The 20123-nt window shown below is 71.4% G+C and carries 18 protein-coding genes; 9 read left to right on the top strand and 9 right to left on the bottom strand.

The window, feature by feature from the left end:
- Positions 1-57: 57 nt before the first annotated feature.
- From ACSP50_RS15725 to ACSP50_RS15715, 3 genes are all read left to right on the top strand, one after another.
- A complete protein-coding gene (locus ACSP50_RS15725; RefSeq protein ID WP_231956941.1) occupies positions 58-1242 on the top strand; it encodes an EAL domain-containing protein in 1185 nt (394 codons plus the stop codon).
- A 161-nt stretch (positions 1243-1403) separates the two neighbouring features.
- Positions 1404-1985, top strand: coding sequence for a DUF4190 domain-containing protein (locus ACSP50_RS15720; protein ID WP_014690205.1), 582 nt, complete (start codon positions 1404-1406; stop codon positions 1983-1985).
- Positions 1986-2097: 112 nt separating this feature from the next.
- Entirely contained in the window at positions 2098-2463 is a 366-nt protein-coding gene (locus ACSP50_RS15715) for an RIP homotypic interaction motif-containing protein (RefSeq protein ID WP_014690204.1), read from the top strand.
- Here ACSP50_RS15715 and ACSP50_RS15710 read toward each other — a convergent pair.
- Positions 2436-3191 carry a CPBP family intramembrane glutamic endopeptidase gene (locus ACSP50_RS15710; RefSeq protein ID WP_014690203.1) on the bottom strand — a complete coding sequence of 252 codons (756 nt, stop codon included), beginning with the start codon at positions 3189-3191 and terminating at the stop codon, positions 2436-2438. The two genes, ACSP50_RS15715 and ACSP50_RS15710, sit on opposite strands and share 28 nt — an antisense overlap.
- A gap of 160 nt (positions 3192-3351) precedes the next feature.
- Between ACSP50_RS15710 and ACSP50_RS15705 the strand changes: the two genes are divergently transcribed.
- From ACSP50_RS15705 to ACSP50_RS15695, 3 genes are all read left to right on the top strand, one after another.
- A complete protein-coding gene (locus ACSP50_RS15705; protein ID WP_014690202.1) occupies positions 3352-5241 on the top strand; it encodes a CHAT domain-containing protein in 1890 nt (629 codons plus the stop codon).
- Positions 5238-5750 (top strand): trypco2 family protein, encoded by a 513-nt coding sequence (locus ACSP50_RS15700; protein ID WP_014690201.1) that lies wholly within the window; start codon positions 5238-5240, stop codon positions 5748-5750. Before ACSP50_RS15705 ends, ACSP50_RS15700 begins: the two co-directional genes overlap by 4 nt.
- 333 nt (positions 5751-6083) lie before the next feature.
- Complete coding sequence (locus ACSP50_RS15695; protein WP_043511493.1) at positions 6084-8732, top strand: hypothetical protein; 2649 nt, start codon at positions 6084-6086, stop codon at positions 8730-8732.
- Between the two features lie 69 nt (positions 8733-8801).
- Here the strand turns inward: ACSP50_RS15695 and ACSP50_RS15690 are convergent, their stop codons facing one another.
- The 8 genes from ACSP50_RS15690 to ACSP50_RS15655 all read right to left on the bottom strand — a co-directional run bounded on the left by ACSP50_RS15690 (position 8802) and on the right by ACSP50_RS15655 (position 16970).
- Positions 8802-9530 carry a hypothetical protein gene (locus ACSP50_RS15690; protein WP_197688144.1) on the bottom strand — a complete coding sequence of 243 codons (729 nt, stop codon included), beginning with the start codon at positions 9528-9530 and terminating at the stop codon, positions 8802-8804.
- A gap of 125 nt (positions 9531-9655) precedes the next feature.
- Positions 9656-10741: a glycosyltransferase family 4 protein gene (locus ACSP50_RS15685; protein WP_014690198.1), complete on the bottom strand. Its 1086-nt coding sequence runs from the start codon at positions 10739-10741 to the stop codon at positions 9656-9658.
- Entirely contained in the window at positions 10741-11025 is a 285-nt protein-coding gene (locus tag ACSP50_RS15680; RefSeq protein ID WP_197688143.1) for a hypothetical protein, read from the bottom strand. The genes ACSP50_RS15685 and ACSP50_RS15680 overlap by 1 nt, the downstream gene beginning before the upstream one ends.
- 50 nt (positions 11026-11075) lie before the next feature.
- Complete coding sequence (locus tag ACSP50_RS15675) at positions 11076-11798, bottom strand: hypothetical protein (protein WP_014690196.1); 723 nt, start codon at positions 11796-11798, stop codon at positions 11076-11078.
- 12 nt (positions 11799-11810) lie between these two features.
- Positions 11811-13031, bottom strand: coding sequence for a glycosyltransferase (locus ACSP50_RS15670; protein ID WP_014690195.1), 1221 nt, complete (start codon positions 13029-13031; stop codon positions 11811-11813).
- Complete coding sequence (locus tag ACSP50_RS15665; protein ID WP_197688142.1) at positions 13024-13908, bottom strand: NAD(P)-dependent oxidoreductase; 885 nt, start codon at positions 13906-13908, stop codon at positions 13024-13026. Before ACSP50_RS15665 ends, ACSP50_RS15670 begins: the two co-directional genes overlap by 8 nt.
- Positions 13909-14070: 162 nt before the next feature.
- Positions 14071-15402: a CaiB/BaiF CoA-transferase family protein gene (locus ACSP50_RS15660; RefSeq protein WP_231956940.1), complete on the bottom strand. Its 1332-nt coding sequence runs from the start codon at positions 15400-15402 to the stop codon at positions 14071-14073.
- A 434-nt stretch (positions 15403-15836) separates the two neighbouring features.
- Positions 15837-16970: a serine hydrolase gene (locus tag ACSP50_RS15655; protein ID WP_014690192.1), complete on the bottom strand. Its 1134-nt coding sequence runs from the start codon at positions 16968-16970 to the stop codon at positions 15837-15839.
- A 156-nt stretch (positions 16971-17126) separates the two neighbouring features.
- On the opposite strand from ACSP50_RS15655, the gene ACSP50_RS43395 reads away from it, so the two are divergent.
- The 3 genes from ACSP50_RS43395 to ACSP50_RS15635 all read left to right on the top strand — a co-directional run bounded on the left by ACSP50_RS43395 (position 17127) and on the right by ACSP50_RS15635 (position 19913).
- A complete protein-coding gene (locus tag ACSP50_RS43395; RefSeq protein WP_014690191.1) occupies positions 17127-18341 on the top strand; it encodes a sensor domain-containing protein in 1215 nt (404 codons plus the stop codon).
- Positions 18329-19000, top strand: a complete 672-nt coding sequence (locus tag ACSP50_RS15640; RefSeq protein WP_014690190.1) for a response regulator transcription factor — start codon at positions 18329-18331, stop codon at positions 18998-19000. The genes ACSP50_RS43395 and ACSP50_RS15640 overlap by 13 nt, the downstream gene beginning before the upstream one ends.
- Positions 19001-19289: 289 nt before the next feature.
- Complete coding sequence (locus ACSP50_RS15635; protein ID WP_043514237.1) at positions 19290-19913, top strand: hypothetical protein; 624 nt, start codon at positions 19290-19292, stop codon at positions 19911-19913.
- The last annotated feature ends 210 nt before the right edge of the window (positions 19914-20123 follow it).

Below are 20123 nucleotides of genomic sequence, written 5' to 3'. Positions count from 1 at the left end.
CGGAACCATAGACTCCTCAGTCCCGGCCGCAAGCCGCCGATGGTCCGGTTCATGCAGGTGGCCCCGACAGATGACGCAACGGCTCGGCACGATGCCCGGCCGGAGGTGGACCGGCTGCTCGACAAGGTCCGTGCCCAGCTGGGTGTCGAGGCCGCCTGGGTCTCCGCGTTCGGCGCCGGCGAGCTGACCATTCTGGCCGCGGCCGGCGCCGCCGGGGAGATGCGGCTGCCGGTCGGCGAGGACGCCGGACTGCTCGGCTCACTCTGCCTGCGGGTGCTGGCCGGAACGCTGCCGGAGATCGTCCACGACGTGCGCCGTCACCCGCTCACCCGGGACCTGGACAGCGCCACCGACCTGGCGATCGGCTCGTACGCCGGGGTGCCGTGGCGGTCCCCGGACGGCGCCGTGGCCGGCATGCTGTGCTGCGGCAGCCGGCACCCGGATCCGTCGCTCGACCAGCGGGCCGTCCGGTACCTGTCGCTGATCGCCGAGCTGATCAGCGACCATCTGAGCGGTCCGCTGGCCGAGCAGCGGCACAGTGTGGCGTCCGCCCGCCGGGCCGTGCAGGGGGTACTGGACAGCCGGGCGGTCCGGATGGTCTTCCAGCCGATCGTCCGCCTGCACGACGGCCGGGCCGTCGGGTTCGAGGCGCTCGCCCGGTTCGACCCGGGCACCTTCGCCGGGCCGGACCGGGCGTTCGCGGCCGCCTCCCTGTGCGGTCTCGGCGTACCGCTGGAACTCCTGGCCCTGCGCCAGGCGCTGCGGCGGCTCCCCGAGCTGCCGGGGGACGCCTGGCTGGCGGTGAACCTGTCGGCCGACGCGCTGCTCGACGCCGACGTGCTGGACACCCTGCTGGCGCACGGCGGCGACCGGCTCAACGTGGAGGTCACCGAGCACGCGCAGGTCAGCGACTACGACCTGCTGGGCGGCGCGCTGGACTCGCTGCGCCGGACCGGGATCCGGCTCAGCGTGGACGACGCCGGCGCCGGCTACGCCAGCCTGCAGCACATCCTGCGGCTGCGGCCGGACCTGATCAAACTGGACATCAGCCTGGTCCGCGACATCGACACCGATCCGGTGAAGACGGCGCTCGGCCGGTGCCTCAACGACTTCGCCACCGGCATCGGCGCGCGGCTGATCGCCGAGGGCATCGAGACCGCGGCCGAGCTGGCCCGCCTGCGTGAGCTGGGCGTCGCGTACGGGCAGGGGTATCACCTGGCGCGGCCGGGCGCCCTGCTCTAGACGGCCGACCGGACGCTGTCCGGTTCGTCTTTCCCGCCCGATCGGACCCGATCCGCCCGTCCGGGGTGGCGGGGCGGGGCCCCGGTAGGCAAGGATCGACCGGCGACTGTGCGGTCGGTGCCAGGCCGTACGATCAAGCGATTTCGCGAGACCGGAGCACCATGTCCTACCCTGAACCGTCCCCGTCCGACCCGACGCAGCCGTCGACGCCGCCGCCGTATCACCCGGCGCAGCCGCCGTCGCTGTACGCGCCGCCCGCGTCGTCGCCGCCCGCGGCCTACGACCCGTACGCGTCGCCGCCGCCGCCGTCGTATGACCCGTACGCACCGCCGCAGCAGCCGATCTACGACCCGACGCAGGCATATCCGGGTGCCGGTCAGCCGAGCGCGCCGCCGTTCGACCCGGGCTACCCGCCGCAGCAGCCCAGCCCGCCCTACGGCTACCAGGCGTACGCCCCGGTCGTGATGGCCGTCGGCATGCCCACCTCGGGCGCGGCCGTCGCCTCGATGGTGCTCGGGATCATCGGCATCCTGGGTTTCTGCCTGTTCGGCATCCCCTGCATCCTGGCGATCATCCTCGGTCACGTCGGCCTGAACGAGACCCGCAACGGCGCCAAGTCGGGCCGCGGCATGGCGGTCGCCGGCCTGGTCATGGGCTACCTGTTCGTCATCCCGACGGTCATCTTCATCGCCATGGGCGGCATCGGCGGCCTCAGCGCGATCATGAACCACACCTCGCCGTGACCTTTCGGCAGCCGTCCGGTTCCGGCCGGGCGGCTGCTTGCGCCCCACCCCGCCGGCCTGCTTGACGAGTAGTCACCCAGGCACTAAAAGTAGTGCGGGACGAGGGGGCGGCATGTCGGAGAACGTCAAGGTGATCTCGGAGGCCCTCGGCCTCGGTGCCACGGCCGGGCCGTCATCCGATGCGGTGCTGGAGGCGTACCGGCAATTCAAGAAGGATCTTTTTCCCTGGGTCCGCGGCGACGCCCGGGAGGCCCTGGCGGCCGACGAGACCGACCCCGGTTTCTGGGAGGTCACCCTCGGGTCGGAGCTGACCGATTCCGGCGCGGCCGAGGACGCCGTGATCCTGGCCGCCGCGCGGCGGCTGGCGGAGCTGGTGAAGGCGCCGCCCGCGGCGAAATACACGGTGACGGTCAGCGGCAGCGAGGGTGTGCAGATCGGCGACCACAACACTCAGACCAACACCTTCGGTGCCCGCTGACGGGTGACCGCCGCGGCGAAAGCGGCGGTTCCGATCAGGACGACCAGGCCGCTGTCGCCGGCGAGGTACTCGTTGACCACCGCCGGGTGGCTGGTGGTGACGGCGTACGAACCGAGCCAGGCGAACGTGGCGTTGTGCACGAAATGCGCCAGCACGGCCGGCCACAGGCTGCCGGTGCGCAGACGCAGGCGGCCGATGAGGAACGCGAAGGCGATCACGCTGCCGGTGAACAGGGCGAGCACCAGCGCCCGGTCGCCGTCGTGGTGGTAGTACGGGGTGAACAGGATGTAGGGCAGGTGCCAGAGGACCCAGACCAGGCCGCTGACCAGCAACGCGGTGCGTTCACTCAGCCAGCCGAGGCGGGGCAGCAGATATCCGCGCCAACCCGCCTCCTCGGCGAATGCCAGGACCGGGCCGGTGACGCACAGCGCGACCAGGTCGCTCGCCCACGGCCCGGACGGCACGGTGAACCGGGCCAGGCCGAGAGCCACCACGGCGCCGATCGCGAGCAGGTTCACGCCGGCGGTGGCCAGCAGCGCGAACGGCCAGACGCTCAGGCCCAGGTGGCCCAGGCCGAGGCGCCGCCAGCCGGTCCGGCTCCAGCCTTCCCTCGTGACGACCACCAGCATCAGCAGGGTGACCAGCAGCGGTGAGACGGCCAGGAGCAGGCCGTCGAACACCCTTGCGGTCGTCGCCGAGATCGAGAGCACCAGAACGATGTACGTCAACGCCGCAGCGCGATCAGTGAGTCCCCGTATCACTCGTGCAGTCTTCGGCAGTCGCCGTCGCCGGCCATCCGTCCAAAGTGGGATCCCGGAAGGGGAACGGTCGGCCGTAGGGCGGAGATCGGCACTTGCCGAGCGGTGGCCGTTCCGGAACGCTGGACCGGTGGGCACACCGTTCTATCCGGACATCCCGGTGATCGTGCGGCTGGAGATTCCGTCCCGGACCGGCACGGCGTTCGCGGTGGACGTGCGACTCGCCTGCTCGGTGGTCGATCTGGGTACGCACGTCCGCCACGGGGTGACGGACCCACGGGAGGCGCTGCGCCGGCACCTGGAACGCATCCGGTTCGACCCGGTGGCCGGCGAACCGGACATGGTGGCGGTGTTCACCCGGATCCGGGAGCATCTCGCCGCCGTTCCGCCGGTGCTGCCCGGCCTGTCGGTGACCCTCCTCGCGGTCGAACGATCGGATCCGGTCCGGTGGCAGCCGGGCGTGGTCCTCACCGGGCCCCCGCCGGTCGGGCCGCGAAGCTCCCCCGCCGAGGCGGAGATCGCCCGGCGGGAACGGGTGGAGCGGCTGCGACGGGAGGCCGCCGCACGCGCCGAGCCGCCGTCCCGGGCCCTCGTCGGCGAGGCGCCGGCCCAGGTCCGGGCCGGCGCCGAGGTCAGCCTGATCGTGCACGTGGCGCGCGCCGCGCCGGCCGGCCCACGGGTGCGCAGCGCGGCCATGCGGTCGTGGCCGATCCCGCCGGCCGGCTCGGAGGTCACCCTGGTCACGCACCCTTCGGCCGGGCTGACGCCGCTCGGACCGATCCAGCAGGCGGTGCGGGTGCCGCCGGACGCGGATTCGGACCCGGTGCGGTTCGCGTTCCGGGCCGGGGTCACCGACGTACACCGGATCGAGGTGACGGCCTGGGCCGGTGGCACCTTCCTGGCCCGGCTGGTCTTCGAGATCGCGGTCAGCGACCGCGCCGTCCACCCGGAGACGGCGACGAAGAGCGCCACCACGGCCGGCGACGTCGACGGTGTGCCCGGGGCCGTGACCATGCAGGTCCACCAGTCCGGGAACCGATACACCTTTCAGCTGCACAACAGCGAGTACGTCTTCGATCCGGTCACCGTGACCGTCGACACCGCCGTGGACGGGGTGCTCGGCCGCATCCTGGAGACGCTGCGCCGGTTCGCCCGCAGCGACGACCCGCCGCCGATCGCCCGGGAATGGCTGCGCAACGCCGGCGTCTCGCTGTGGGACAGCCTGGTGCCGGAGGCGGTCCGCGAGCAGTATCTGCGGCTGCACGGCCGGATCGGCAGTTTCGCGATCGCCACCGGCAACGACGTGATCCCCTGGGAGCTGCTCTATCCGATGACCCGGACGCATGACGCCGGGTTCCTGGTCCGGCAGTTCCCGGTGACCCGCACCCTGTTCAACACCGGTCGCTCGCGCCGGATCAACATCGGTCAGGCGCGTTTCGTCCGGGACGTCAAAGGCCCGGCGAACGCGGAAGCCGAATTCCAGGCGATCGGCCGGATCCTGTCCCCCGGCCGGGACCCGGCCCGGATCAGCGACCTGGACGACCTGCTCGCCCTGCTGTCCGGCGGCGAGGCCGGGCTGACCCATTTCGCCTGCCACGCCGGTTACCGCGACGACGGCCCGGCGATCGCGATGACCGGCGGCGATTTCTCGCCGATGATGCTGGCCACGGTCCGGGCCAAGGAGATGCTCGCGCCCACCCGGCCGCTGGTTTTCATCAACGCGTGCCGCTCGGCCGGCGCCGTCCCGTACTTCACCCGGATGATGGGCTGGGCCCAGCAGTTCCTGGGCGCCGGCGCGGGCGCGTTCGTCGGCACGCTGTGGGATGTCCGCAGCCGGACCGCGCAGACCTTCGCCGAGGCGTTCTACAGCGGCTTGAGCGAAGGTAAGCCCCTCGGCCAGGCCGCCCTGCTCGCCCGCCGCACCGTCGAAGACGACTACGACCCCACCTGGCTCGCCTACACGATCTACGGCGACGCGGACGCGCTCGCCTTCCCCGTCAGTGAAGGACGACAGCATTGAAAACCACAGACGACGGTGTACGCGTCGAAGACCTGATCGCCGCGGTGAAGAACGCCATCGACGAGGCCAACATCTCCACCACCGACCCGTCCCGTGACCTGCGGGTCAGCAAGGTCGATCTGACCCTGTCGGTGGTCGCCTCCCGCCACGGCGGCGCCGGCCTGGAGCTGAAGGTCCCGGTCATCGGCACGAAACTCGGCGCCCGCTACCAACATGGCACCTCCGGCACCCAGACCGTCCAGGTCACGCTGATCCCCCCGCCCCCGTCCGGCTTCGAAGTCCGCGGCGGCGACCTGGAGGAATCCCTGGTCGAAGCCATCACCACCATCCGCGCCGCGATCATCGCGGCCCGCACCGGCGACGACCCGTTCGTGCTGGAGTCCAGCGTCGTCACCCTGGTCTTCGCGGTCACCGACACCGGCTCCATCACCCTCCTCGGCGAGGGCGACCTCACCGACGAGCAGACGAGCACGCTCGCCCTCACCCTGGTCCCCGCCGACCACCCCTGATCCCCGCCACCCGCCGACACCCGTGCCTCACCCCGGCCCCCGCCGACCACCCCCGATCCCCGCCACCCGCCGACACCCGCGCCTCACCCCGATCCCCGCCGACCACCCCCGATCCCCGCCACCCGCCGACACCCGCGCCTCACCCCAAGCCTTGATCCACTCGCCGAGACTCATGCCTTTCGCTGGACCGCCGAGGTGTGCCTGGTGGGCAGCCGGTCGGTCAAGCCCTGCTCACCCGACCGGATCGATCCCGGTCACGGACGGGTGAGCCCGCGCTGACCTGGGAGTATCACGGAGTGGCGGTCGAGACCCGGGTCGACCATGATTCACCCCATGACGGCGACCGACCTTCCGCGCTCCGGCCCGCACGACGTCGACTGGGCGAAGCTGGACCGGGGCACCGTCGTCCGCACACTGCTCACCGACCTGACCACCGACGATCCCGCCACCCGGGCAGCGGCCCGCCGCGCCCTGTGCCGCAACGCCCCGGACGGCGAGGATGTCCGCCCCTGGGTCACCGCCGCCCTGCCAACGCTGCTGGCCCTGGTCGCCGATCCGGCCCAGCCCGAACGCGGCCCCCTCCTCCACCTGATCGCCGACCTCGCGGGCGCCGACCGTACGTGGCAGATGTCCGGCGAGACGCTGCGCGCCAAGCGGCTCCTGGCAGCCCATGCCGCCCAGTCCATCCCCACCTCCTCCGCCGCCGCCCCCGCCACTCAAGCCGGCCCCAGCGCGCCCACCACCCTCGCCGCTGACGCCGACCGAGCCGCTTCCAGCACCGCGGTGATCCCAGCGACCCAGCTCGCACTCCCCCGTCAGACCGAGCATGTCGGATCTTCCGGAAATGTCCGGAGGGTCCGACCGTCGGGAGCTGCACTCCCTTCATCTGACTCTCACCGTCGCCCTCGGACGAACTCGGCGAATCCGATTCCGGGAGCACGTCAGCCCGAGTCCGCGACAGCGGCCGAAGCTGTTTCTCCGACCGGAGCACCGCCGGCGTCCGCACTTGCGGCCACGCCCGAAGCGACCCGGGGACCTGCCGCCCGGGCCGCGACCGAGGCGACCCCGGAAGCTGCCGCCCGAGCCGCAACACAGGCGCCGCCGGGAGCCGCCGCCCGAGCCACGACCCAGGCGCCGCCGGGAGCCGCCGCCCGAGCCACGACCAAAGCGCCCCTGGGATCCGCGGCCGGCACCTCGGCCGAGACGCCGGCCGAGCCTGCGCCCGGCTTCCTCGCCGCGCTGATGGCTGACGAGGATCCGCTGGTGCGGGACGCGGCCGCCTACCTCGTGCGGGCCGTCGCGCGCCTGCTTCCCGGCCTGATCGAGCTGATCTGGGGCCGGTATGTCGAGGAGCCCGACCCGGCGGTCCGGGTCACCCTGGTGCGCAGCGGTGTGGTCGCCGGCGCGGTCGGCAGCGGGGTCGAGCCGACCAAGGTGTGGCTGGCGTGGGCCGCCGACAGCGACGCGGATCTGCGGGTCCGGATCACCGCGCTGACCGAGCTGATGGCGCTGCTGAACCCACCACCGTTCGACGTGGAGACCGCCCGGGAGACGGTGCTGGCCGCCTACAAGGCGGGCCTGAACCGGGAGCCGGCACCGCTGGACGATGCGGTCGCCCCGCTGCTGGCCGGCCGGCGGATGGCGGCGCGGCAGTGGACGCCGGGTTATCCGCAGGTGGTCAGTGTGGTGCGGACGTCGTATCGCAACGACGTACGCCCGCAATTGGATCTTTTGACCCGCATGCTGGAGTTGGATGCCGCGGACGCCCGCCAGGACGCGCTGCACGAGGCGCGGGCCCTGGTGCGGAGATTGCGCGCCCCGTATCGGCCGTTGGTGGTGCGTGCCGCCGAGCTGCTCGGCGACGACGATCCGCAGGTGCGCGCGGCCGCGCTGCGGATGCTGCACGGGGTCGGCGAGCTGGCGCGACCGGCCGCCGATGACATCTGGGCGACGCTGCCGCCGACCCGGCAGCGGATCCGTCCCGGCCAGAGCCCGTGGGTCCAGGCCGACCTGACTCTGGGGCCGGCCGTGCGCACCCTGGCCGGTCTGCGGGACGAACGTGTCCTGCCGATGCTGGAGCGTCTGCTCGACGAGCTGCCCGGGACGGTCGACCTGCACCGGTTCATCGCCGGTTACGGTGCCCGTGCCCGGGGTTTGAGTCGCACCCTGCGCCGCCTGCTGCGTGCGGTCGAGCCCAGCGCGTCCGCCCAGCGGCTGAGTTTTCTGCATCCGGAGACGGTCGAGTTGCCCCGGATCGCCCAGCGTGCACGCCCGTCGTCGATCGCCCAGCGCGCGGCCGGCCTGTTCGGTGATGACGCGCTGCGGGCCGCCCTGCTGCGCGCGCTGATCGCGGTCGCCCCGCACGAGGCCGCCGATCACCTGACCTACGACCCGATCGACCTGACCACCCTGGACCTGCTGGCCCGGGCCGGGCGTTCCGCCGCCGCCCGGATCCCCGAGATCCGACTTGCGCTGACCTGCGGCGATCCGGCGCTGGAGCTGGCGGCAGCGCAGGCGATCTGGCGGGTCGCCGGTGACGCCGAGGCGGCCGCCTCCGTTTACGACCGCTATTTCGACGACCCGGCCACGCTCCCCGAGCACGCGGTCACGGCGCTGGACGGTCTGCGTGATCTGCGGTTGCGCGTCAAGTCGCGCACCCGGCGCCTGGTGAGCCTGGCCAAGACCCGCCGCAACGGCGCCGTCGTGGTCGCCGCCGCCGACGCCCTGTGGTGGATCGCCGGCAATCAGGATGCCGCCCGGACTCTCGGCCCGGTCTGGGAGTCCCTGCCCCGGGCCCGGCCGCGCATCGCCCGCATCTGGACAGACACCGGCGACGCCCGTTACGCCGCCCGTTACGTCAAGGCCGAGCTCGCCACCACGTTGCGCCACAACGCCACCCTTTTCGGGCGGCCCACCACCGACATCAACGAGGACGAGCACCTGCTGGCGCTCTGCCGCGACCTGCTCGCGAAAGCCTCCTGACCGCACCGCCGAGCCCGGCATGCCGCCGCCGATCCACCGCCGCCCCGTCGTTCTCACCGGTCAAGCGAATCACCGGGCGTCACGCCGCCGCCATGAACTTTGGTCTACGGTTCGGTCCGAAAGTAGGTGCGCGGCGGGCGGGCGGACGCGCGCGGCCCGCGCGAACTGGTCGTCCCAGCGGCGCGCGAACGGCAGGATGCGGTGTCGATGGCGCCACGGCGCCATCTGGCGGACCGCGTTGAAACCGGCCGCGGTGAAGACGCGCGCGGCGGAGGCGAACAACGGCCACACCGGATAGTCGTCGATGTGGTCCACGTCGGCCGGCAATGGCGCGGGACGCGACGGGGCGGCCAGCAGCAGCCGCGGCTGAACGTTTTCCAGGGCGGCGCATTCACGGGCGTACGCCAGCAATTGTGTCGTCTCCTCCAGCGGACCCGCATGCGCGATCAACCATCGATCGGCAGCGATCTCGCGGGCCGGAACGGAGGGCGGGTCGGTGAGCGTCAGCGAGCCGATCGCGCCCGAGTGCCCGGCCAGGAAGGCGGCATGCCCGTCGGTCAGTTCCTCCAGCACCCACGTCTGATCAAAATAGGTCACATCCACCGGCAGCATGTCCCGGTACGCCGCCCACCGCAGCAGCCGCGCAAGATGAACCGTCCGGATCTTAGGCGGAATGACCGAAGCATCCAGTTCGCCGCGGATCCCGCCCGGGAAAGCGTCCACCACCAGCGTCTCCGGCCGCAGCTCGCGCAGCACGTCGGCGATCGGCGCACAGGCCAGCCGGTGCGGCCCGAGCACCCGCGGATCACCGCCGAACGGGGAGGAGGTCACCACCGTCGCCGGCTCGTCGTCGTGCACGGTGTGGAGGTAAGCCCGGATCCGGGTGAGATGTCCGAGCCCGCCGCCCTGCGCATAGCAGACGATCACCGGGTCGCTGCCAGCACCTTCAGGTAGCCGTCGGTCTCCCGCGCGATCCCGAAGCGCTCGCGCACCCGCCGCGCCGCCGCCTCCCCCAGCGCTCCGAGCTGCTCATCCGTCGCTTCGGCCGCGCGGTGCAGCGCCGACCGGCAGCCGTGCGGATCACCGGCCCGGAACCGGAAGCCGATCGTCTCGTCGACCAGGTCGGCGAGCCCGCCGGCATCGGAGGCGAGCAGCGGGATGCCGAGCGCGGCGGCCTCGAGGGCGACGTTCGGCAGGCCGTCGTAGAAGGACGGCAGAGCGATCACGTCGCAGGAGGCATAAACGGTCAGCAGCTGGTATCGGTCCTGGAAGGGAAGGATCGTGTGCGGGTGCCCGTCGAGGGGCATTCCGGGCTCCAGGTCGCCGGCCAGGATCAGGTGGAAGTCGTGCCGTCCGGGCGCCAGGGCATCGAGCAGCAGACGGACACCCTTCTTGTTCTTCAACTGGCCGATCAGGCCGATCGTGCGGCGCCCGTCAGTGACGTGCTCGGCGCGCCACGCGGCGGCTTTCCGACTCTCGGACGGCAGCACCTGCCATTCGTCGGCGTCAATGCCATTGGCGACCCAGGTGACCGGGACGCCGGGCGCTAGAGCGGAGACCAGCGGCGCGGTGGAACTGGCGACGACGCAGACGTGCGCGGACGATCGGAGTGCTTCCCGAACGACCGGCTGACGGCGCAGGGAGAACATTCCGGTGTCGAAGTCGTTGCCGCGCAGCAGCGTGATCAGCGGTTTCCCGCTCCACGCGGCGTAGACCGGCGCGGCCAGCAGGGGGTAGGTGCCACCGAACGCCACGACGTGCGTGTAGGCCGCCGCTTCGAGCGAGGTCCACAACATTCGCAGCGCGTGCTCGGCATCCTCCCCGAGCGGCACCGTGATCAAGCGGCCGCCCTGCTCAGGGGTGATCCGGCCGGCGCCGGCCCGACGGCTGAGGTGGACCACGTCGACGACCACCCCGGCTCGGCGCAGGCCGCGCACGATCCGGTCGCACGAGTTCGCCATCCCGCCCGGGCTGGGCGGATAGTTCTCGGTCACCCAGAGCAACCGCATCAGCTGTCCACCAGCGCGTCGTCCCCGTCGTCGAGGAAATCCTGGGTCGCACCGGCGCCGGGATCGAAGGCAGCACGGTCATACGTATCGAAGCCGGAATACCAGACAACGTCCGAATATTCCTGCGACGTACGGTATCGGTGTGCCCGCCGCCGGTAAGCGGCCGCCGCCGCGGGATGCGACACCTGGCCGCGCGCCGCCGCACATTCCGGGCACATGCCGCCCTCGGCGATGTGGTCGGCGCAGATCGGACGCCCGCACGACGGGCAGGCCGCGACCGCCATCAGCCCGCATCTCCCCAGCGTGAAGAACCCGGTGGTGACCGTGCACGGCGTCATCGGATCTCCCCCATCGGCGACGTCCAGCGGAACGGTTCGGTGGCCACGCTCAGAATCCGGTCGATCTGCTCCTGCGCGCTGCGCGGCACCGGGTCGAGCTTCGCGGCGGCCAGCACACTGCGCCGCTCGCCCTCCCGGACCAGCACGCCGATCCAGCCCGGCGGCGGCGTCACCGGCACCCGGCTGTCGGCACCCTTCGGCAGGCGCCGGCGCACCCGGATGGTTTGCACCAGTTTGCGCTTCTGCTTCGTCTTGTACTTGCCGCGCGGGTTGCGTTTGGTGATCCGCCGGCGGCGTTCCCGGTCGACGACCAGGATCTCCAGCACGCTGCCGTCCCGCAGGTCACCGCGCAGCCGCAGCCACGGATCGATCACCCAGGCCTCGGTCGCCTTCCGGATCGGCGGCCGCACGGCGAGCGGCGCCTCGGGGCCGCACTTGCCGGGCGCGTCCAACCCGCGCAGATCGGCGGTGACCGACAGTGTTCCCTCCGGCCCGAGATCCGAGCAGAGCTCCAGGATCAACGGCACCACCACGTCGAGGGTCCGCGCCGGCAGCGCCCACTTGCGGCGCCGGATCAGCCCGGCATGCTGCTGGAGGCTGGTGACGAACGCCGCCCAGCCGGCCGCCGGCAGGGTCGCGGCGACCCCGCGCTGCGCGATGAGGGCCTGGTGCAGCGGGTGGAACCCCGCGATGGCCGCCTTCTGCTCCCGCCAGAACATGATCGGACGGTATCAGTGCTGGTCTACCCGGTCATACACGGCGGCCAGCCGGGCCCGCGCATGCTTCCAGGTGAAGCCGTCCTCGACGTGCCGCCGGGCGCGCTGCCCGAGATCGCGGGCCACCGCCGGATACTCCAGCAGCACCCGGATCGCCCGCGCCAGCTCGGCCGGCCGGTCCGGTGGCACCAGCCGCCCGTACCCGCCGAGCACCTCCCGGATCACCGGCAGATCGGAGGCGACCACCGCCGTCCCGGCCGCCATCGACTCCCACACCTTGATCGGACTGCATCCCTGCTCCAGGTTCCGCGGGCCGGCGGTCAGCGGCGCCACCGACAACTCGGCATGCGTGAGCCAGGCCGCCACCTCCGCATGCGGCAACGTGTACTGCCACCGGACCCGCGCGCTCACCCCGAGCCGCTCGGCGAGCCGGACCAGCGGCCGCGCCCGGGCCGGCGACACCGACGAACAGATCACCAGCTCCAGGTCGGTCAGGTCGGCGAGCCGGGCGAACGCCCGCAGCAACACGTCGACGCCCTGCCAGGGCTGCAGGGCACCCACATAGATCAGATACCGGCCCGGGGCCGCCGCCGGTCGTGGCACATCCGGCGGCACCGGATCCGCGCCATTGGGCACCAGGTGGACGTTTTCCGGCGCCACGCCGCGCTCGATCACGGCCGCTTCGATGACGTACGACGGTACGACGACCGCCGCGGCCCGCCGCAGGCACCTCTCCTCCAGTGCGCGGACCTTGGCGAGGGTCGTGGGAGCGGCCAGCGGCCAGGCGTACGGCAGCTCGATCGACGGCAGCCCGTTGGCCTCGTAGACCAGCCGTCCGCCGGCATCGAGCGCGGGCAGTGCGCCCCACGGATCCCGCACGTGCACCAGCCGCAGCGTGCCCCGATGCGGCGCGAGCCGATCGGACACCCAGGCGGAGAACGCCTCGGCCCGGTCCAGCAGATTGGGGATCACCTCGGTGAACCGGACGATCTCCACACCGTTCTCGAACTGGTAGGCCGGCAGGCCGCCACCGCCGAGCACACAGAGCAGGCCGCCGCCGTACCGTTCGAACAACTCGCCGGCCATGTGCCGGATGTGCACCGCCGACCCCTTGGTCGAGGGAAACCGGTCGAACGCGATGTAGGCAGCCCGGTGGCCGCCACTTCGCGGCGCACCCGCTCGCGGATCGTCCGGCGTCCCGCCCTCCCGGGCCGGGCCTCGGCGGTCGTCAGGCATGGCTGTGCTCCCGTCGCCGGCTTCGGTGCCAGGCGATCTGCTCGGCGAGCCCCTCGTCCAGGGCGGTGCGGGCCCGCCAGCCGAGCAACCTTTCCGCCCGTCCGGTCGCGGCCCACGTCCGGGTCACGTCGCCGCGCGCCACCCCCGCCGGCACGGTCGGGGGTGTCGCGCCGAGCAGCACCCCGATCCGGCCGAGCGCCTCCCGGACCCCGACGGTCACCGGATGTCCCACATTCAGCACCGTCCCGGGCGGCAGCGGAACCTGCGCGGCCCGGATGGTCGCCGCGACGACATCATCGACGAAGGTGAAGGACCGGCTCTGCCCGTTGCCGTACAGCGGTGCCGGCTCCCCGTCGAGGCCCGCCTCGATGAACCGGTGGAAGGCCATGTCCGGTCGCTGCCCCGGCCCGTACACGGAGAAGTATCGGAGAACCACCGCCGGCAGCCCGTCCTCTGCCGCCTGCCGCGCCAGCCGCTCCGCCGCCGCCTTCGATCGTGCGTAGGGACTCCGCGGCGAGATCGGGTCGTCCTCCGTGCAGGGATGCTCCGCACTCCCGTAGACCGACGAACTGGACGCGAGCACGAACCGTGGCCGTGTCCTCCGGCATGCCGCCAGCAGCCGCTCGGTCGCCACGACATTGTCCCGGTGAGCGTCGGCTGCCCCGGAACCCCACGAGGACCGCACCCCCGGCCGCCCCGCGAGGTGAAAGACCACATCCGCGTCGACCAGCCCGGTGAGATCAGCCGTCGCAAGATCACAGTGGGTCAACGGAACCCCCAGTGCCGCCGCGTTCTCGGCGGCCGCTGCGGGCGCCCCGGCCCGCTCGATCGCGTCCACCGCCACGACGTCGTGCCCGTCGCCCAGCAGCGCTCGCACGAGCCGGCTTCCGATGAACCCCGCCGCTCCCGTGACCACCACCCGCACCCCGGCACTCTAGCCGACCACCTGCGGGCTGACCGGGACCTGTCACCGGTCGAGGATGCGCGGGACAGCGAGACGCCGACCGCGGCGGGCCGGGAACCGGTCGTCGACGCCATCTCAGCCGAGCCCGGTCGCAGGGTCGCCGCTGAGCCAGGCGCGAACGAGATCGCTGTGCTCCCCCAGCCGCGGCGGTGCTGCCGGAGGTCGTGTTGCGGCGTTGGCATACCGGACGGGGTGCCGGATCTGCCCGTCGACGACCGGGTCCAGGCCCAGATCGGTGGCCCGGTCGATGGCCTGGCCGATGTCGCGCACCACGCCGGCGGCGATGCCGGCCGCCGTGAGACGCCGCTCCCAGACCGCCGCGGTCTCGGCGGCGAGCGCCGCTTCGAGGGCGTCGACCAGTACCTCCCGGTGCGCCACCCGGGACGGGTTATCGACGAACCGGTAATCCTCGGCCAGTCCCGGTACCCCCAGAACGGCGCTCAGTCGGGCGAACTGGCGGTCGTTCCCGCAGGCCACCGCGATCGGCACATCGGCGCAGCGCAGAGTCTCGTACGGCGCGATCGACGGGTGCCGGTTACCCATCCGGCCGGGCGCCCGCCCGGTCGCCAGGTAGCCGGACGCCTGGTTGACCAGACCCCCGAGCAGGCTGGACAGCAGGTCGACCTGCACGTGATCGCCCGCGCCGGTCTCGCGCCGCCGGTGCAGGGCGGCCAGGATCCCGATCGTGGCATCCTTCGCGGTCAGCACGTCGACCAGCGCGACGCCGACCTTCAGCGGCTCGCCGGTGGACTCACCGGTGATGCTCATCAGCCCGCCGACCGCCTGCACGACGAAGTCGTATCCGGGCAGGTCAGCATCCGGGCCGAAGCCGGTGATCGAGCAGTAGACGACGCCCGGGTTGATCGCCGCGACCGACGCGTAGTCCAGCCCGAAACCGGTCAGCCGCAAATTCTGCACCATGACGTCGGCCCGGGCCGCCAGGGCGAGCGCGGTCGCTCGGTCGCCGGGGTCGGACAGGTCCAGCGCGATGCTGTACTTGCTGCGATTGAGCCCCTCGAAATACGCCGATGAATGCGTCCCCCACGGCGGCCCCCAACTGCGGGTGTCGTCACCACTCCCGGGCCGCTCGACCTTGATCACGGTAGCGCCCAGATCCGCGAGGGTCATCGTCGCCAACGGCCCGGCAAGAACCCGGCTGAAGTCCGCCACCACCAGTCCGGCGAGCGGCCGGGCATCCGCCGACAACCGACCCTCCGACGGCCGCCCATCCGACAGCGGCTCCTCGTTCCACATCCGGCCGCCGTCCGACGACTGACCGCCCACCGTCGGCTCGCCGCTCCATGACCGGCCGCCGTCCGACGGCTGACCGCCCACCGTCGGCTCGCCGCTCCATGCCTGGCCGCCATCCGACAGCGGCTCACTGTCCGCCGATCGATCGTCGGGCATCGGCATGCGGTCCCGTGGGTCAGGGCGACCCGAATGCGGCCCGATCATCGGCGCACCTCCCGGCGAGGAATGCCGCCCGGGCACGGACCTGCCGGTCCGCGGGTCAAATGAGGTCACCTTGGGATTCGATCACGGTTGGGCCAGGATGGCGTCGCCTGCGGCAGCATCGCTGCGGTCATCCGACTTCGCGGCAAACATGTGGATCGGCCCTGTGCCGATGACCAAAGCGATTCGGGTAGGCACCCTGACCCGGCACCGACCTGAATGTTGCCCAGTCCCGAGCCGCTCTGCTCCTCGCACTGTTCTCCCGCCGCCTCTGACATCGCTCCCTGCTGACTTGCCGCGCTCGGCTCCCTCCTGCCGTGTCCGCCTCACTCGGCACCGCTATCCAGCGTTCGCCTCGCTACCCCGCCGTCGACGGCGAGGGAGGCCGATCAGGGGCAGAACACGCTGGTGATGGCCTTGAAGTAGGCGGGACGGGCGTCCGGGGTCGGGTCCTCGCCCGGAATGTCCCGCTGGTCACGGCCCAGGTCGAAGACGTTGGCGACGAGCACGAGTTGCCGCGCGGCGCCGGGAGTCGTCATCGACAGACTGGTGAACCCCGGTCCACCGCCGTCGGTCTGCCAGACCGTCACCTGGGCGTCGCCGCAAGGGATCGTCCCTTGCTGGACCCCGAGCCCATAATTCTGTTCGAACACCGTCGTCTGCAGCTCACGCTGCTGGACGGGCTTCAACAGCCGGCCGCTGAACAGCGCGGCGTCGAAGCGCGCCAGGTCAGCGGTGGTGGAAAGCATCGCCCCGGCTGTCCACTCCCCCGACGGGTTGAAGTGCGTCACGTCGCGATAACCCATGTCGTACCCGTGCAGGTGCGGGCCGGGAATCCGGGGGTCGGTGAGCGGGAAGGACGTGTGCTTGAGGCCTAGCGGGCGGAGGATCCGCCGCTCGATTTCCTTGTCCACGGCATGGCCGGAGACCGCCTCGACGATCATGCCGGCGAGCAGGTAGTTGGTGTTCGAGTAGTCCCACTGCTGCCCGGCCGGGAACAGCGGCGGATGGGCCATGGCGGCGTCCACCACCTGCTCTGGGGTGTGCCCGCCCTTGTCGGTGCCGAAGACCGGATCGTTGCCCGGGTCGTAGATGCCACTGGTGTGGTTCAGAAGTTGGCGCACGGTGATCCGTCGGCCGTCATTGCCGTTGCCCCGGACGACACCCGGCAGCCACCGCTCGATGCTGTCGTCCAGACTCAGGCGTCCCTCGCCCTCCAACTGCAGGAGAACGGTGGCGACGAATGATTTGGTGTTGCTGAAGATCCGCCATCGGTCGCCGGGCTGGGCGGCCCGGCCGGATGCCAGGTCGGCGGTCCCGGCGGCGAGCTGCCAGGAGCGACCCTCACGTCGTACATAGGAAAGGACTGCGGGATTGCCCGCGCTGACCGCCTCATCGATCGCCTCCCGCAGGGCGGCGGGCGGAGAGGCGGGTGGCATCGCGGCATGCGCGGCGCCACCGAAAGCCAACAATCCGGTCGCCATCGTGCCTGCACAGATCGTTTGGAGTGCGGTCGTCTTCATGTTCGCTCCTTCGTCGAGGTCCGGCTTCGACTCTTCCGGTTCGACGGCGTCGATTCGACCAGGCAGTCCCCCCAATCGACCCCCGGGATATCCCGGTATCCACAACGGGGGCTCACCGGGTGTTCCGTCCCCGCCCGGTCGGCCATTCTGGACGCCATGAAGCGGTTCTCGTACGCCATGCTCGGCTTGCCGTTGGGCCTGTTCGGCCTGTTCTACGTGGCGTTCGCCATCGTTGCCGGGTCGGCCTTGTCGTTCACGGTGGTCGGGCTGCCGGTGTTGGCCGCCGGGCTGCGCGGCGCCCGGCTCCTGGGCACGCTGCACCACCGTCTAGCCCGACGGCTGCTCGGATTCGCGGGTGCCGGACCGACCACTCCGCCGACGGGCGCGGGCTTCTTCGACTGGCTCAAGACCGGCCTGACCGATCGCGCCGGCTGGCAGGCTGCGGTCTACCTGCTGATCAAAGCGCCGCTGGCCGTGCTCACCGCCGGAGTTGCCATCTTCTTCTACGGCTACGGGATCGCGGGGATGACCTATCCGCTCTGGTGGAAACTCGTGCCGATACAGGACGGCCACGCCGGGGTGCCGCTGCCCGGCAATATCTATCTCGACAACTGGGGCCGAGCCGCGCTGATCTCATCGCTCGGCGCGGGGCTGGTCTTGGCCGCTCCCCGCATGCTGCGTGCCGTATTGCTCTTCGACCGCCTGGCCATCGGCGCCCTGCTCGGCCCCGGCAAGCTCCGGGAACGGGTTCGCGAGCTGGAGGAGAGCCGCGCGTTCGCGGTCCAGGACACCGCCACGATGCTCCGGCGCATCGAGCGCGATCTGCACGACGGCGCCCAGGCCCGGCTGGTGGCCGTGGCCATGGGCCTCGGCGATGCCAAGGAACGGCTGGAACAGACCAACGCCGACCCAGCCTCGCGGAGACTGATCAGCAAGGCGCATCAGGACGCGAAGGCGGCCATCGTCGAACTGCGCAATCTGGCCCGGGGCTTCCATCCGCCCAGTCTGGACAGCGGGCTCGACGTCGCCTTGACCACACTGGCCGCGCGCAATGCCATCCCGGTGGAGCTGAGTGTCATCCTTCCCCGGCGGCCGCCGCTGGCGGTGGAGACGATCGCCTACTTCTGCGTGGCCGAGCTTCTCACCAATGTGGCCAAGCACAGTCGGGCCCGGCACGCTACAGTCGCCGTCCGCGGTGAACGGGACAGGTTGCGATTGGTGGTCAGCGACGACGGCCAGGGCGGGGCCCGCCCCAGCGGAGGCCTCGTCGGCCTCGCCGATCGCGCACGCACTGTCGACGGCACGCTCAAGGTCGACAGTCCGCCCGGCGGACCGACCATCGTGACCGTGGAGCTGCCGTGCGGATCGTGATCGCCGAGGACGCCGCCATGCTGCGGGCCGGTCTGACCGACACTCTGGTCAACCGTGGGCATGAGGTTCCGGCGGCAGTCGCCGACGGTGACGGCCTGCTGGCCGCGGTGGCGAAGCACCGACCGGACGTGGCGATCATCGACATCCGGATGCCGCCCACCCACACCGATGAGGGCCTGCGCGCCGCGATCCAGATCCGGCGTGATCACCCGGATGTCGGGGTCATGCTGTTCTCGCAGTATGTCGAGAGCAGGCACACCAACGCCCTGCTCCGCGGTGGGGCGCAGCGACTCGGTTACCTGCTCAAGGATCGCGTCGCGGACGTCAGCGAGTTCATCGATGCACTGGCCCGGGTCGCTGCCGGCGGCACCGTCCTGGATCCGGAGGTGGTCACACAATTATTCAATTCGGGGGCGAGCCGTGGGCGGCTGTCCGGTCTCACCGGCCGAGAGCGTGAGGTACTGGCCCTGATGGCCGAGGGCCGATCGAACACGGCGATCGCCGAGCAGTTGGTGCTCGCCTATGCGTCCGTCGAGAAGCACATCACCAGCATCTTCACCAAACTAGGTCTGCCAGCCTCGGCCAGCGATCACCGTCGTGTCCTCGCCGTCCTGCAGTACCTGCGCGTCGAAACCCTCACCGACCCCGCCGCCACCTGAGCCGCTCGGCCCGAGCAACGCCGGTCCGGTGATCCCCAGCGCCACGGACGGCACACCGAACGCAGGCGTGGAAGCAAGCGCGGGCGGAAGCGGCGCGGGCTCGGACACAAGCGCGGGCGGAGGCCCCGCGGGTCCGGGGCCGCGCGGGCGCGAAGGCGGCGCGGGCGCGAAGGCGGCGCGGCGCGAGGACAGGCTGCAGGGGTGGCGCGGGCGGAGTTGGCGGGGGGGTGTCGACGTTGAGGAGGTGGGCGGGGCCGAGGGCTGGAAAGAGGGTATCTACGCTGGTCGGATGGGATTTCTTGACGTGATTGGGTGGGCGGGGTCAGCGCTACTGGTGTGGTCGCTGATGCAGACCCGGCTGCTGCGCCTGCGGGCTTTGAACCTTGTGGGATGTTTGGTACTGATCGGGTTCAATGCGGCCCTCGGGGTTTGGCCGATGGTGGGGCTCAATGTGGTGCTGTCGGTGATCAACGTTTGGTATCTGGTGCGGATGCTGGCTACTCGGCACGACGAGAAGGCTTATCAGGTGGTGGAGGTTCGGCCTGATGACGGGGTTCTGACGCATACGCTGCAGCGGCATCATGACGACATTGTCCGGTTCAATCCGGATTTTGTGCCTCAGGAGCTGGGCGGGCGCGAGGCGGCAGCCTTCCTGGTACTCAACGCTGACGAGGTCGCTGGCGTGGTGGTGTTCCACGTGGCGGACAGCGGGGTTGCCCAGGTGGAGCTTGACTATGTCACCGAGCGGTATCGGGACTTCACACCAGGGGAGTTCGTCTTTCGGCGGAGCCGGTTCTTCGCAGATCGGGGCTGCCACACGGTGATCACTCCGCCGGGCATGCAGGCGCCTTACTACGGGCGGCTGGGCTTCAAGCGGGACGGCGAATCGTACGTGCTGGAGCTGGCTGGCTGAGGCCACCGCGAGTCGAGCGGCCGCCTGGAAAGCCGGGGCGGCCGCCTGATGGACGGCGTCCAGGCTGGCTCGCACGAGCACGGCAACCAGCGCAACAGCGAGCTCGGACCAACAGGGGCGGCCGGCGCAACAGCGAGCTCGGACGAGCGCGGCGGCCGACGAACGGGGCTTGAACGAGCACGGCGGCCGACGAACGGGGGCTTGGACGCG

The organism is Actinoplanes sp. SE50/110 (assembly GCF_900119315.1).
Lineage (GTDB): Bacteria > Actinomycetota > Actinomycetes > Mycobacteriales > Micromonosporaceae > Actinoplanes.
The sequence above is the reverse complement of the archived record's forward strand: the minus strand, read 5'-3'. Positions and strand labels throughout refer to the sequence as shown.